The sequence below is a fragment of the Pseudomonas sp. GD04019 genome, from assembly GCF_029837695.1.
Classification (GTDB): domain Bacteria; phylum Pseudomonadota; class Gammaproteobacteria; order Pseudomonadales; family Pseudomonadaceae; genus Aquipseudomonas.
Genome location: NZ_JAOEEA010000012.1, coordinates 165,760 through 180,232 on the forward strand (window position 1 = coordinate 165,760; position 14,473 = coordinate 180,232).

Below are 14,473 nucleotides of genomic sequence, written 5' to 3' on the forward strand. Positions count from 1 at the left end.
CTCAGAGCGCGATGGCGCGTGCCGGCGCCAGGCCGCCGCGGCACTTGAGCACGCGCACTTGCGCCGGCCCCTCCAGCAGCAGGCGCAGTGCGGCGGGCGAGGGATTGTGCGCGGCACTGGCCGGACGATAGGCGAAGCCCAGGGTCTGCCCGGTTTCGGCGGCTACCTGCAGGCGGCGCAGGGCTCGGTCGCTGGCCTGGCTCGGCCAGCACAAGACCGCACCGCAGCTGCCGGAGCGCAGGCATTGCTCGGCGGCCCAGAGGGCGTCTCCCTCGTTGGTGCGCACGATCTCCAGGCAGTGGAGATCGATACCGGCCACCTGCCAGGCCGGCGCGTAGGGCAAGTAGGGCGGGGCGATCAATACCAGGCGCTCGCCGGCCTGGCTCAGGCGCGCCAGGGTCGGCCACAGCAGATGCAGCTCGCCCAGGCCCGGCCGGGGCAGAAGGATTTCGCTGAGCGCCGCCTCTGGCCAGCCGCCGCTGGGCAGGGCGGCGTCCAGGCGGCTATGGCCACTGGGTTGCAGGCTGCTGGGTTGGCCTTGGGGTTGCCCCCTCCAGACACGGCGCTCGTCGAGCAGGCGATCCAGGGCGATGACCGATGCATTCATGCGGAGCACCGGGAAGAAAGAGTGGGGAGGGCGGGCATGGCAGTGTCGCTAAAATACTGTATATAAAAACAGTATTTGATCAGGCGCATGTCGACAAGCCCGCTCCGATGAGGGGTGCTGTCCGCGGCGGATGCAATTTGCCCGGTGCTCCGCTAGGATTAGCCACTTCCGCTATCCCAGCCGCGACGGTTTTTCATGAGTTATCAGGTTCTTGCACGTAAATGGCGCCCGCGCAGCTTCCGCGAGATGGTTGGCCAGACCCATGTGCTCAAGGCCCTGATCAACGCCCTGGACAGCCAGCGTCTGCACCACGCCTACCTGTTCACCGGTACCCGCGGCGTGGGCAAGACCACCATCGCGCGGATCATCGCCAAGTGCCTGAACTGCGAAACCGGCATCAGTTCCACGCCTTGTGGCACCTGCTCGGTATGCCGTGAGATCGACGAGGGCCGCTTCGTCGACCTGATCGAAGTGGACGCCGCGAGCCGCACCAAGGTCGAGGACACCCGCGAGCTGCTGGAGAACGTGCAGTACGCGCCGAGCCGCGGGCGCTACAAGGTCTACCTGATCGACGAAGTGCACATGCTCTCCACGCACTCGTTCAACGCGCTGCTCAAGACCCTCGAAGAGCCGCCGCCCCACGTCAAGTTCCTGCTCGCCACCACCGACCCGCAGAAACTGCCGGTCACCATCCTCTCGCGCTGCCTGCAGTTCTCCCTGAAGAACATGCCGCCGGAGCGTGTGGTCGAGCACCTGACCCACGTACTGACCGCCGAGAGCATTCCGTTCGAGGAAGACGCCCTGTGGCTGCTCGGCCGCGCCGCCGATGGCTCGATGCGCGATGCCATGAGCCTGACCGACCAGGCCATCGCCTTCGGCGAGGGCAAGGTAGTGGCGAGCGATGTGCGTTCGATGCTCGGTACTCTCGATCACGGCCAGGTCTACGGCGTGCTGCATGCGCTGCTGGAAGGCGATGCCCGCGCGCTGCTCGAAGCGGTGCGCCACCTGGCCGAACAGGGCCCGGACTGGAACGGCGTGCTGTCCGAGATGCTCAACGTGCTGCACCGCGTGGCCATCGCCCAGGCGCTGCCGGAAGCGGTGGACAACGGCCAGGGCGATCGCGACAAGGTGCTGGCGCTGGCCCAGGCGCTGCCGGCCGAGGATGTGCAGTTCTACTACCAGATGGGCCTGATCGGCCGCCGCGACCTGCCGCTGGCGCCGGACCCGCGTGGTGGCTTCGAGATGGTGCTGCTGCGCATGCTGGCGTTCCGCCCGGCGGATGCCGACGGTGCGCCGAGGTCACCTTTAAAGGATCTGGGGATCAGCAAGGCCACAGCTGATTCCGACAAGACCCCGGTGGCCGGCGCAGCCCCCGTTGCCGCGCCGGCCACTATCGTTGCTCCGGTTGCTCCGGTTGCTCCGGTTGTTGCGCAGCCTGTGCCTGCCCCCGAGCCTGTCGCGGCTCCGGCTCCGGCTCCGGCTCCGGCTCCGGCTCCGGCTCCGGCTCCGGCTCCGGCTCCAGTGGTTGCTGCCCCAGCGCCCGTATCTGTGCCTACTCCCGTGATCGCACCGCCGCCGGCCGAGTCGGCGGCAATGGTCGAGGCGGTTGCCGAGCCTGTCGCGGTCGTCGATGTGCCCTGGGAAACGGCCGCGCCAGTTCCGGTCGAGGAGAGCCTGCCGGTCGCTCCGACGCAGGTTCCGGTCGAGCCCCAGGCCGCTATCGTCGAAGGCCCGGCCGAGACGCCGGTGGCGCTGCCGCTGGGCGAGTCGGCGGCGCAGGTGGTCGAAGTGGCTGCGAGTGCGCCGGTTGCCAGCGTGGAGGCCGACGATGACGACGAGCCGCCACCCGGTGACTACGACTACTACGAGGCCGACGCCGACAGCCTCGACTACGATTTCGATGCACCGGCCCAGCCCGAAGCTGCCGTGGCAGAGCCGCTGCCGGCCGCGCAACCGGCTACCGGCCTGGCGGCCGAGTGGCTCGACCTGTTCCCGCGCCTGGGGCTGTCCGGCATGACCGGCAACATCGGCGCCAACTGCACCCTGATCGAAGCCAATGGCGACGACTGGCTGCTGCACCTGGACCCGGCGCACAGTGCGCTGTTCAATGCCACCCAGCAGCGCCGTCTGAACGACGCGATGAACCAGCACCTGGGGCGCAACCTCAACCTGCGCATCGAGCTGGTTCGTCCGGAGCAGGAAACCCCGGCCCAGGCCGCTTCGCGCAAGCGTGCCGAGCGCCAGCGCCAGGCCGAGCAGTCGATCCACGACGACCCGCTGGTGCAGCAGATGATTCAACAGTTCGGCGCGTCGATCCGCGCCGACTCCATCGAACCCCTGACTCACTGAGTTAGATAGCTGAGGACAGCATCATGATGAAAGGCGGCATGGCAGGCCTGATGAAACAGGCGCAGCAGATGCAGGAAAAAATGCAGAAGATGCAGGAAGAGCTGGCCAACGCCGAAGTCACCGGCCAGTCCGGCGCCGGCCTGGTGAGCGTGGTGATGACCGGTCGCCACGACGTCAAGCGCATCACTCTGGACGACAGCCTGATGCAGGAAGACAAGGAAGTGCTGGAAGACCTGATCGCCGCGGCGGTTAACGATGCCGTGCGCAAGGTCGAGCAGAACAGCCAGGAGAAGATGTCCGGCATGACCGCCGGCATGCAGCTGCCGCCCGGTTTCAAAATGCCTTTCTAAGCCTGTACCCGTAGGAGCGAGCTCTGCTCGCGAAGCGCTTGGTTCGAGCAGAGCTCGCTCCTACATCGTCTTTTCACTTTGGTGTCTTCCCCATGAGCTTCGGTCCCGTAGCCCGGATGCAATCCGGGAGCGCCCGATGCCATGTTTCCCCGGATTGCATCCGGGCTATAGGTCCGTAGGAGTTCCATGAGCTTCAGCCCGCTGATCCGCCAACTGATCGATTCGCTGCGTCTTCTCCCCGGTGTCGGGCAGAAGACCGCGCAGCGCATGGCGTTGCAACTGCTGGAGCGCGACCGCAGTGGCGGCATGCGTCTGTCGCAGGCGCTGGCGGCGGCGATGGAGGGGGTAGGGCACTGCAAGCGCTGCCGTACCCTGAGCGAGGACGAGCTGTGCCCGCAGTGCAGCGACCCGCGCCGCGACGATGCGCTGCTGTGCGTGGTGGAGGGGCCGCTGGACGTGTTCGCGGTGGAGCAGACTGGTTACCGCGGGCGCTACTTCGTGCTCAAGGGGCATCTCTCGCCGCTCGACGGCCTGGGCCCGGAGGCCATCGGCATTCCCGAGCTGCTGGCGCATATCGGCGCCAGCCAGTATGGCGAAGTCATCCTCGCCACCAACCCGACGGTGGAAGGCGAGGCCACCGCTCACTACATCGCGCAGATGCTAGGCGACAAGGGCATCGTTCTGTCGCGCATCGCCCACGGCGTGCCGCTGGGGGGCGAACTGGAGCTGGTGGATGGCGGTACCCTGGCCCATGCCCTGGCCGGACGCCGACCGATCTCCGGCTGATCCGCCGCTCGCCAGGCTGTTCAGCCCGATCTCATCCGTAAGGCATCCATTTGCCGCTTCTGTCCGCATGCAGTGCCGCCGAGCGCCTATCGCGAACGATTCGGCAAGCACGGCAAAAAAGCACCGACGCCGCTGGCGGAAGACACTTGAGAAGCATTACCATTCGCGCCATCTCAATGCCCGGTGGCAGACGTTTTCCATGGCGGCCTCTCAGCAGCAAGCCCTCCAACAGCTCTATGTCGACCATCACGGCTGGTTGCACGGCTGGCTGCGCCAGCGCATGGGCTGCGCGCAGAACGCCGCGGACCTGGCCCAGGACACCTTCCTGCGCCTGCTGAGCAAGGAGCGCGACCTCACGCCGCTGCGCGATCCGCGCGCCTACCTGTCGACCATCGCCCACTCGCTGCTGGTCAACCACTGGCGACGCTTGGCCATCGAGCGCGCCTACCTGGAATCCCTGGCCCTGCAGCCGGAGCAATACGCGCCGTCGCCGGAGCAGCGCGAGCTGATCATGGCTACCCTGCTGCAGATCGACGCCATGCTGCGCCGCCTGCCGGGCAAGGTGCGCGACGCCTTCCTCATGGCCCAGCTGGATGGCCTGACCTACGCGCAGATCGCCGTGAAGCTCGGCGTTTCCGAGCGCATGGTGAAGAAGTACATGGCCCAGGCCATGTTGCACTGTCTGACCTTGGAGCAGGACTGAGCCATGGCCGGCAGCGCTTCCCCGATCGACTTCGTCGTGCTGCAGCAGGCCGCCGACTGGTTCGCCCTGCTGCGCGATGAGCGCGCCAGCGAGCTGGACCGCCAGGCCTGGCAACGCTGGCTGGACGCCCAGCCGCAGCATCGCCAGGCCTGGCAGCGGGTGGAAACCATCAGCGGCCAGTTCGAGCGGCTGCCGCAACGCCAGGCGGCGCGTTCGGCGCTACAGGCGCGTGGCATGGACCGGCGTCAGGCGCTCAAGGTGCTGTCGATCATCGGTGGCGGCGGCCTGCTGGCACTGACCGGCCGCACGCTGCCCTGGCAGCAGTGGCAGGCCAACCAGCGCACGGCGGTGGGCGAGGTGCGTGGCAGTCAGCTGGCCGATGGCAGCCGGCTGTGGCTGAACACCGACAGCGCGCTGGACGTGGACTTCACCGCCGATCTGCGGCGCCTGGTGTTGTATCGCGGCGAGGTGCTGATCGAGGCGGCCGACGATGCCCGTCCGCTGTGGCTGGAAACCGCTCATGCGCGTTTGCGTGTACAGGGCGGGCGTTTCGCCGTGCGCCAGCAGGACGACGGCTACCTGGTCTCGACCCAGGTCGGCGCGTTGGAGATTCTCGGTGCGCGCCGGCAGAGTCTGGTGGCGGGTCAGCAGGCCTATTTCGATGCCCGCTGGGTAGATCGCCCGGCGCCGCTGCGCCAGGGCCAGCAGGCTTGGACCCACGGCATTCTGCAGGCCGACGACATGCCGCTGGGCCAGTTCATCGCCGAGCTGTCGCGCTACCAGCACGGCCACCTGGGCTGTGATCCCCAAGTGGCCGATCTGCGCCTGGTCGGCGCCTTCCCCCTGGCCGAGCCGGAGCGCATCTATGCCGCCCTGGAAGCCAGCCTGCCGGTGCGCGTGGTGCGTCGGCTGCCCTGGTGGATCAGCATCGAGCCACGCAACGCCGCTGCGGTTTGAGTGCAGGCGAAAATATTTTTCATTTGTGGTTCCCCTTTTTTCATCTCGCCTGGCTCTAGGGGCAAAGGGCGATTTCGCCCGGCCATTTTCACCAGACCCAGGGGATTTCCATGCGTAGCACCATCAACCGTCCGGCTCCTCAGACCCTGCGCCGCGCCATTCGCGCCGCCGTGCTGGCCATGCCGCTGGCCGCCCTGCAGCCGGCCCTGATTGGCCAGGCGCATGCCGCCGAAACGGAGCAGAGCCTGCGCAGCTACGCCATCGCGGCCGGTCCGCTGTCCAGCGCCCTGAGCCAGTTCGCCGGCGAGGCGGAAATTCTCCTGGCGGTCGATGGCCAGCTCACCGCCGGCAAGCAGAGCCAGGGCCTGCAGGGTCAGTATTCGGTGGACGAGGGCCTGGCGCAGCTGCTGCAAGGCAGCGGCCTGCAGGTGGTGCGCGACGCCAGCGGCGGCTATTCGCTGAGCGCGGCGGGTGAGGGCGGTACCAGCCTGTCGCTGGAAACCACCGAAGTCGAAGGCTTCGCCCTGGGCAACGCGCTGGGCAGCATGGACGGCTACAACGCCACCCACAGCAGCGTGGCGACCAAGACCAGCAAGGAGCTGGTGAAGACCTCGCAGAGCGTCTCCGTGGTGACTGCCGCGCAGATCGAGGAGCAGGGCTCGCGCACCGTCGCCGAGGCCACGCGCTACACCGCCGGTGTGCTCACCAACCCCTACGGCAACACCCACCGCTACGACTACCTGGCCATGCGCGGGATCAACGATGGTTCGGTGGACAACATCATCATCGACGGCCTGAAGTCCATGGGCGATCCCGGCTCGTTCACCAGCCTGCAGATCGACCCGTACTTCATCGAGCGCATCGATGTGCTCAAGGGCCCGTCTTCGGTGCTCTACGGTCGCAGCAACCCGGGCGGCCTGGCCGCACTCACCACCAAGCGCCCCGAGTTCGAACAGGCCGCGCGCATCGATGTGTCCTACGGCAGCCACGACTACAAGCAGACCGCCTTCGACGTCACCGGCCCGCTCAACGACAACGTCGCCTACCGCCTGGTCGGCCTGGCCAAGGACGCCGACGTGCAGGTCGACCACGTCGAGGAGACCCGCTACGCGCTGATGCCCAGCCTGATGCTGAATCTCGGCGACGACACCCTGCTCAACCTCTACGCCTACCTGCAGCACGACCCGAACGGCGGCTACCACGGCAGCGCCCCGGCCTCCGGCACCCTGCATAAGCGCAATGGCGAGCGTATCTCCGGCAGCTTCTTCGAGGGCGACCCGAGCGTCGAGGAATTCACCCGCACCCAGCAGATGCTCGGCTACGAGCTGGAGCACCGCTTCAACGACACCTGGAGCGCGCGGCAGAATTTCCGCTACCTGGACGCCAGCAGCGACAACAGCCAGGTCTGGGGCAACGGCTACCTGAGCGCCACCAGCAACGAGCTGGCCCGCGGCTTCAGCGGCGGCGAGGAGAACCTGCACGCCTGGATCGTCGACAACATGCTGCAGGCCGAATTCGCCACTGGTGCGGCGCAGCACACGGTCGTCACCGGCCTCGACTACCAGTACTCGAAGAAGGTACGCTACGACCGCGACTACACCAGCGTCGGCCCGATCGACGTGTTCGACCCGGTCTACGACAACAACGACCTGGCCGATCTGGCCACCGTCAGCGATGCCCTGCGCCGGCAGAAACAGGCTGGTCTCTACGTGCAGGACCTGATCGAGCTGGGCGGCTGGAACTTCACCGCCGGCCTGCGTCAGGACTGGTATGACGTTTCCATCGACGACGACCAGCAGGGCACCAAGGATGCCAATACCGGCGACAAGCTCAGCGGCCATGTCGGCGTGCTGTATTCCTTCGACAACGGCCTGTCGCCGTACCTGAGCTATTCCACCTCGTTCAACCCGACCTCCAACTACTCCGATGGCGCGCAGATCCTCAAGCCGACCACCGGCGAGCAATGGGAAGCCGGCCTGAAGTTCCAGCCGCCAGGCACCGACGACCTGTACACCATCTCCTTCTTCACCATCGAGATGGAGAACCTGTTCGCCAAGGAGAACAACTTCAGCAACGACTACGAGTACAAGGGCGTCGGCGGCATCGACTCCAAGGGCGTGGAGCTGGAGGCCCGCGTGCAGGTCACCGACAACCTGCAGCTGATGGGCAGCTACACCTACAACGACGTGGAGTACAGCAAGTCCTACTTCGTCTTCGATGCTCTCGGCGGCGTGGTGGATGCCAAGGGCAATACGCCGTACCAAACCCCCGAGCAGATGGCCAGCCTGTGGGCCGACTACGGCTTCAAGGACGGCCTGCTGGCCGGCCTGAGCATCGGCGCCGGCGCGCGCTACGTGGGCGAGAGCGAGGGCAGCGATCTCAACGACTTCCAGGTGCCGTCCTACACCCTGTTCGATGCGTCGGTCAGCTATGACCTGGCCAACGTCGGCCTGCAGGGCACTTCGGTGCGGGTCAACGCCAACAACCTCACCGACGAGTACTACGTGGCCTCCTGCTACTCGGCCACCGCCTGCTACCTGGGCGAGGAACGTACCGTGGTGGCCACCGTCACCCAGAAGTTCTGATGCGCTGAAGCGGCCGCCGTCTCGTGAGGGACGGCGGCCTTCTGCTGTTTGCGAGACGGAAAGACATCATGCGCAACATCCTGGTTCTGCTGCACCGCTACCTGGGTCTGGCCACGGCGATCTTCCTCGCCCTGGCCGGCCTCACCGGCAGCGTGCTGGCCTTCCACCACGAGCTGGACGAGTGGCTCAACCCGCAGTTCTATCAGACCGAGCACGCCGCCACGGCGCGCATGGACGGCCCGAGCCTGATCGAGCGGCTGGAGGCCGAGCACCCGCAGCGCCTGGTCTGGTACATGGAGCAGCCGGACGAGCCCGGCCACTCGGCGCTGCTGGCCACCGTGCCGCGCACCGATCCGACCAGCGGCCAGCCTTATCCGCTGGCGCCGCGGGTGTTCTATCTTGACCCGGCCAACGGCCAGGTGCTGGGCGAGCGGGAGTGGGGCGCCTGCTGCTTCTCCCGCGAGAACTTCGTGCCCTTCATCCTCGAGTTTCACTACAACCTCAGCCTGCCGGGCAACTGGGGCATCTGGCTGATGGGCATCATCGCCATCCTCTGGACCCTCGATTGCCTGGTCTCGCTGTGGCTGACCCTGCCGCGCGGCCGGCCATTTTGGGGCAAGTGGGGCAAGGCCTGGAAGATCAAGCGCCAGCGTCTCAACCACGACGTGCACCGCGCCGGCGGCCTGTGGCTGTGGCTGCTGCTGACCCCGGTGGCGGTGAGCAGCGTGGCCATGAACCTGCCGGCCGAGGTGTTCAAGCCGGTGGTGTCGCTGTTCTCCGAGGTGCCGCTGAGCACCTACGAGGCGCGCGGGCGGCTGGCGAAGGAAGAACTCGGCGAGCTGAAGCTGGATTACCGCCAGGCCTATGCTCTGGCGCGGGAGGAGGGTGACCGCCTGGGCCTGCACGCGCCGATCACCGAGCTGTACTACAGCTTCGAATACAACTTCTTCGGTGCCGGCTTCGGCGACCACGCCAGCGATGAGGGCAACGCCTGGGTCTTCGTGCATGGCGAGGATGGCCGCGTGATCGGTCGCGAGATCCCTGGCGTGGGCACGCTCGGCGAGCGCTTCTACCAGCTGCAGCTGCCGATCCACGGCGGGCGCATCCTCGGCTTCCCCGGGCGGGTGCTGATCGCCGTGCTGGGGCTGGCCATCGCCGTGCTCAGCGTTACCGGCATCGTCATCTGGTGGCGCAAGCAGCGTGCGCGGCGCTCTGCCGGGCGTCGCGCCGAAGCGGCTGTGCTCACTTAAGGCCGGTGAAGGCCGGGGCGTGCTCGCGGTAGTAGTGCAGGGCGTCGATGAAGCGCTCGGCCTGCGGGCGGTCCGCGAGGTGGAACTCACGCAGGGTGTCGCCATTGGGGCCGTTCAACCGCACGCGATAGCCGAGCCCGCTGCGGCGCAGCTCGATGGTGTCGAGCGAGTTGAAATAGATGCGCTCGCGGATGTCCTGTGGCGTACCGGCGGCCGAGTCGTGCTCGCTGCGAAAACCCAGGTAGCGGCTGTCCAGATAGGCGGAGATGGCGCTCTGGGCGGCGGGCTGCTGCTCCGCCACCTCAGTGATCACCGCATAGGCTTCGCGTTCGGAAATGGCCTGGGGCTGGTAGTCCTGGCGGGTCACGCAGCCCGCCAGGAGGCAGGCAAAGATGGCGATCCAGATGACGCGCATTTTTCCTCTCCATGGCAGCGCTGGGATTTTCCGGCGCCCAAGCCGGTCATAGCGTCGGCGGCCATCCGCTGCCAAGATGGCGGCCCACCGTTCCCCCCCGAACTACTCCTGGTAAATCCGTGACTCCTGCGCTTCTACGATCCGCTGCGCTGCTCCTCGTCCTGGGAGCGCCGCTTGGCGCCTCTGCCGCCTGCCCCGTGGGGCAGATGGAAATCTGCTTCAACAGCTGCATCTGCGTGCCGGAGTTCGAACAGGTCCGCAAGGAAGTGCTCGGTACCGCCGCGGTGACGCTGGAGCGCTGGATCCTGCAGTCCCGTGATACCGCGCTGACTTCCGGCACCCAGCCGATTCCGCCGGGCATCCGCGCTCAGCTGCTGCCCTATTACGACAACGTGCTGCTGGAGACGGTTCGCTTTCGCGTCGGCGCCCTCGACGAGCTGGATGTGGCCAGCACCATGCTGCAGAACCCGGATATCCAGGCGGTGACGCTGGTCGACGTGGTTGTGTTCCGCAGCCAGGAGGACGCCGAACTCGACGTCGCCCTCTGGGCTCATGAACTGTGGCACGTGAAGCAATACCGCGAGTGGGGTTCGACCGGCTTCGCCCAGCGCTACACCCACGACTTCAATGCCGTGGAGGCGCCGGCCTACGACATGCAGATCAAGGTGGCACGGGCGCTGCGGGCGCAATAATCCGCAGTCGCTTGAAAACCAAGCAAGCGCTCGGTTAGGGTGGCGAAAACAACAATGGGAGCCACCCACATGTCCGCCTTCCAGGAATACTTCGACCAATCCCATCAGCTGGTCCGCGATTCGGTGCGCCGCTTCGTCGAGCGCGAAGTTCTGCCCCATGTGGCGGACTGGGAGGAGGCCGAGGAATTCCCCCGCGAGCTGTACCGCAAGGCCGGCGCCGCCGGCATCCTCGGTATCGGTTATCCGGAACAGTATGGTGGCAGCCACGAGGGCGACCTGTTCGCCAAGGTGGCGGCCAGCGAAGAGCTGATGCGCTCCGGCTCCGGTGGCCTGGTCGCCGGCCTCGGCTCGCTGGATATCGGCCTGCCGCCGGTGGTCAAGTGGGCCAAGCCGGCGCTGCGCGAGCGCGTGGTGCCCGCAGTGCTGGCCGGCGAGAAGATCATGGCCCTGGCGGTAACCGAGCCCTCCGGCGGCTCCGACGTGGCCAACCTCAAGACCCGCGCCGTGCGTGATGGCGACTTCTATCGCGTTACCGGTAGCAAGACCTTCATCACCAGCGGCGTGCGCGCCGACTACTACACCGTGGCCGTGCGCACCGGCGGCGAAGGTTTCGGCGGCGTCAGCCTGCTGCTGATCGAGAAGGGCACGCCCGGCTTCACTGTCGGCCGCTCGCTGAAGAAGATGGGCTGGTGGGCCTCGGACACCGCCGAGCTGTTCTTCGACGACTGCAAAGTGCCGGTGGAGAACCTGATCGGCGCGGAGAACATGGGCTTCGCCTGCATCATGGCCAACTTCCAGAGCGAGCGCCTGAGCCTGGCGCTGATGGCCAACATGACCTCGCAGATGGCATTGGAGGAGGCCCTGGCTTGGGCCCGCGAGCGCGAGGCCTTCGGCAAGCCGATCGGCAAGTTCCAGGTGCTCAAGCACCGCCTGGCCGAGATGGCCACCCAGTTGGAAGTCTCCCGCGAGTTCACCTACCGCCAGGCCGCCAAGATGGCCGCCGGCAAGAGCGTGATCAAGGAAATCTCCATGGCCAAGAACTTCGCTACCGACGTGGCCGACCGCATCACCTACGACGCCGTACAGATCCTCGGCGGCATGGGCTACATGCGCGAAAGCCTGGTGGAGCGTCTGTACCGCGACAACCGCATCCTCTCCATCGGCGGCGGCTCGCGCGAGGTGATGAACGAGATCATCAGCAAGCAGATGGGGCTCTGAACGGCGCCTTCTGGACAGTGTGATGGCCAATTAGTAGCCTCGCCCGAAGCGCCTCGATTGGGGCGCAGGGCTTTGCCGTAGCCATGTCGTGTTTGCTTTTCCTTCCTGTCGCATTTGCTTTGCGTCGATCTAGGAAAAACAACGGCTTACAGCGCGACAAGGAATGTTATCCGACACTTGCTCGGATGTTATGCGACAGTAATGTCGCCTAATAATAGTTAGCTTTACTCATAAAATCCTATGCCTCTACACCGATCAAAAGACAGCCATCTAGGTCAAAAAATAGTCAGCATTATTGTCCTGTATTTATTTCTGTCGGCGGGGGTATATGCTTTTGCATATCACGATTTCGTGCCAAATAAATTCATATTCTGGCCATCACTGATTATCAGCCTAGGTATCACTCTTTTCTTAATTACCTTTGTGGCTAAGGGCCTGAAAAATAAAACATGGATTCCTGCGAAAGGATTCTCAACCTATGGCCCTATCAAAAAAGCCACTGCATTCCTAGCATTACCACTATCTTTATTCTTTTCCGCATGGCTAAATCTTTACTATCTCGCACCAAGAGTCATAACCAGTTTTGCGGGAGAAGAAAGCTTTAAACTAGACACTGCCAGCGCGCAGAAAATCCATGGCAGGCGCAAGGTCTGCGACTTCTCAATAAAACTCCGCGCAACAGAAAGCTTTCTTTTTAAAATTTGTACTAACTCAGTATTTTATGCGCACAGCCCAAAAGAAAACTTCCAAGTAAAAATGCACACTAAAGAATCATTTTTAGGGTTAATAGTCACTGGCGTAGATCGTGCTCAGTAATGCTAACAAATGGTTCAAGTCGTTCGCTTCGCTCACTGCGGGACCGGCTAAAGCCGGCCCCTTAACCAAACGTTAGGCCCATGGAAAAAGAATTGCTTCGCCTCATAACCAAACGCGATGAAACTCAAATCAGCGATAAACAGTGGGCTAGATCCGCAGAGCTTGCCCTAGCTAAGTCCGGGCTTCCCGAAGCTGAGTTCTGCCACGCCTATTCGCATCTCGTTGCCAGTGAGTTTGTTATGGGGGAGCTTTCATATGCCGAGGGTGATTTAGCTATGAACCGGCTATCTACACTATCTCGCAAAACTCTTTCTGGATTTCCATTAAAAATTTACTTGGCTTTTGATGCTGGTGAATACCAGCGTCCAAAAGACGCCACGACTACTATCCCGTGGTTGAGTTACACAATGCCTCTTATTATCGAGGCTCTAAAAAATCTAGAACATCCGGCGAGCCATGAGCCTAACTAGTGGTTCAAATCGTTCGCTGCGCTCACTGGGACGGGCTAAAGCCCGCCCCTTAACCAAACGTTAGGCCAAAGCTGAATGCTCACCGACGCAGAGAAAATTGCCCAAGGCCAAGAGCGCTGGCTTTGCCTTGACTGCACTAAAGACACAGACAAGAGCCAAGAGTATTACATGCTCAAGTTAAAGGTCTGGAAGTCCATACATCCACAAATTGACGGAATGCTTTGCCTCTCATGCGCAGAGAAAAGGCTTGGACGGAAGCTGGTGCACAAGGACTTTATGCTTACACCTGTGAATTTTGGTCAGTCCCGAGTGTGCCCAGCTCTTGCTGAGAGGTTTTTCACTGACGCACCGCAAAAGCCTAACAACAAGTTCAAATCACTCGCTTCGCTCGCTGGGACCGCGCTCCGCGGCCCCTTAACTTGAACGTTAGGCGCAAGGGCAAAATTGGTTATTCAGCACCGAGTCAGGAAACACAATCACCGCATCAGCGCGGTGTTCCTGAATCGAATGGTTGCCTGGCAGTAGAGGCCGTTATTTGTGGCCAGCAAAGGAGTTGCTTTCAGAGAATGTGCACGTCACAAATAACTTCCGGGGACAAAACCGACACGTGCGCACCGGCGGTCAAGCGCAGCGCTGGCCTCACTTGCAGCGTACGGCTGGGCAATCTAACAATTGGCTCAAGTCGTTCGCTTCGCTCACTCGGGACCGGCGAAGCCGGCCCCTTAGCCAAACGTTAGAGGCCAACATGGAAATTAGTGATGCCTTAAAAATGATTGACCGGATCAATCATCTCCCAGAGATTTATGACCAAATAGAAAAATCCGTCCTGGCAGTCATATACAGTTACTACAATGAAATCTTAACTGTAGAGCTCGACGAAGCAGTCATAATGAATGACGATGAATATGATGATGAAGAATTGAGTCGTTTAATTGAACAGAAAAAATTAATTCATGCAAAATATTGGTCGAATCTAGCAGGCTTTTATCAGTCATGCAGTTCGAGCAGCGAACCTGATCACGTCTGGAGTAATTTTTCAGAAATCGAGATATTACAAAATGGCGACGAGGGAAATTCTTTATTCCTTTTTAAGGCAAAATACAAAGACCAAGATTCTAATCTAACCACAAATAGAGCTTATCTACTTCGCTTAAATGGAGCGCTACTGAAAATTGAGCACACATTCTTTGGGTAGCCCTCTAACAACACGTATATGGACTCTCCCCACAAGTAGTGGGCAAAAGCTTTTGATCTGCGCTGCCGTCGGTGCGGTTA

Annotated in this window: 14 protein-coding genes; 12 read left to right on the forward strand and 2 right to left on the reverse strand. The window is 63.1% G+C overall.

All coding sequences use genetic code 11. From position 1 onward, the window contains the following. Position 1: 1 nt before the first annotated feature. On the reverse strand, positions 2-607 hold the full coding sequence (gene imuA / locus N7607_RS18930; RefSeq protein WP_279867411.1) for a translesion DNA synthesis-associated protein ImuA: 606 nt from the start codon (positions 605-607) through the stop codon (positions 2-4). 195 nt (positions 608-802) lie between these two features. On the opposite strand from imuA, the gene dnaX reads away from it, so the two are divergent. The 7 genes from dnaX to N7607_RS18965 all read left to right on the forward strand — a co-directional run bounded on the left by dnaX (position 803) and on the right by N7607_RS18965 (position 9,587). Then, complete coding sequence (gene dnaX, locus N7607_RS18935; protein WP_279867413.1) at positions 803-2,956, forward strand: DNA polymerase III subunit gamma/tau; 2,154 nt, start codon at positions 803-805, stop codon at positions 2,954-2,956. A gap of 23 nt (positions 2,957-2,979) precedes the next feature. Continuing rightward, a complete protein-coding gene (locus N7607_RS18940; RefSeq protein WP_003460931.1) occupies positions 2,980-3,306 on the forward strand; it encodes a YbaB/EbfC family nucleoid-associated protein in 327 nt (108 codons plus the stop codon). A gap of 186 nt (positions 3,307-3,492) precedes the next feature. After that, a complete protein-coding gene (gene recR, locus N7607_RS18945) occupies positions 3,493-4,092 on the forward strand; it encodes a recombination mediator RecR (RefSeq protein ID WP_137972920.1) in 600 nt (199 codons plus the stop codon). A 199-nt stretch (positions 4,093-4,291) separates the two neighbouring features. Beyond that, positions 4,292-4,795 carry a sigma-70 family RNA polymerase sigma factor gene (locus tag N7607_RS18950; protein ID WP_279924036.1) on the forward strand — a complete coding sequence of 168 codons (504 nt, stop codon included), beginning with the start codon at positions 4,292-4,294 and terminating at the stop codon, positions 4,793-4,795. A gap of 3 nt (positions 4,796-4,798) precedes the next feature. Beyond that, the gene (locus N7607_RS18955) at positions 4,799-5,752 is read left to right on the forward strand and encodes a DUF4880 domain-containing protein (protein WP_279924037.1); all 954 of its coding nucleotides are present in this window, start codon (positions 4,799-4,801) and stop codon (positions 5,750-5,752) included. Between the two features lie 110 nt (positions 5,753-5,862). After that, complete coding sequence (locus tag N7607_RS18960) at positions 5,863-8,337, forward strand: TonB-dependent siderophore receptor (protein WP_279924038.1); 2,475 nt, start codon at positions 5,863-5,865, stop codon at positions 8,335-8,337. A 68-nt stretch (positions 8,338-8,405) separates the two neighbouring features. Further along, positions 8,406-9,587 carry a PepSY-associated TM helix domain-containing protein gene (locus N7607_RS18965; RefSeq protein ID WP_279924039.1) on the forward strand — a complete coding sequence of 394 codons (1,182 nt, stop codon included), beginning with the start codon at positions 8,406-8,408 and terminating at the stop codon, positions 9,585-9,587. Here the strand turns inward: N7607_RS18965 and N7607_RS18970 are convergent. After that, positions 9,580-10,002: a hypothetical protein gene (locus N7607_RS18970; protein WP_279924040.1), complete on the reverse strand. Its 423-nt coding sequence runs from the start codon at positions 10,000-10,002 to the stop codon at positions 9,580-9,582. The genes N7607_RS18965 and N7607_RS18970 overlap by 8 nt on opposite strands. 206 nt (positions 10,003-10,208) lie before the next feature. Here N7607_RS18970 and N7607_RS18975 point away from each other — a divergent pair, with 206 nt between their 5' ends. The 5 genes from N7607_RS18975 (at position 10,209) to N7607_RS18995 (ending at position 14,393) form a co-directional block, all read left to right on the forward strand. Beyond that, the gene (locus tag N7607_RS18975) at positions 10,209-10,694 is read left to right on the forward strand and encodes a DUF4157 domain-containing protein (protein ID WP_279924041.1); all 486 of its coding nucleotides are present in this window, start codon (positions 10,209-10,211) and stop codon (positions 10,692-10,694) included. 69 nt (positions 10,695-10,763) lie between these two features. Then, on the forward strand, positions 10,764-11,912 hold the full coding sequence (locus tag N7607_RS18980) for an acyl-CoA dehydrogenase family protein (RefSeq protein ID WP_279924042.1): 1,149 nt from the start codon (positions 10,764-10,766) through the stop codon (positions 11,910-11,912). Between the two features lie 351 nt (positions 11,913-12,263). Beyond that, the gene (locus N7607_RS18985; protein ID WP_279924043.1) at positions 12,264-12,728 is read left to right on the forward strand and encodes a hypothetical protein; all 465 of its coding nucleotides are present in this window, start codon (positions 12,264-12,266) and stop codon (positions 12,726-12,728) included. A gap of 80 nt (positions 12,729-12,808) precedes the next feature. Beyond that, the gene (locus tag N7607_RS18990) at positions 12,809-13,198 is read left to right on the forward strand and encodes a hypothetical protein (protein WP_279924044.1); all 390 of its coding nucleotides are present in this window, start codon (positions 12,809-12,811) and stop codon (positions 13,196-13,198) included. Positions 13,199-13,943: 745 nt separating this feature from the next. After that, positions 13,944-14,393, forward strand: a complete 450-nt coding sequence (locus N7607_RS18995; RefSeq protein ID WP_279924045.1) for a hypothetical protein — start codon at positions 13,944-13,946, stop codon at positions 14,391-14,393. The last annotated feature ends 80 nt before the right edge of the window (positions 14,394-14,473 follow it).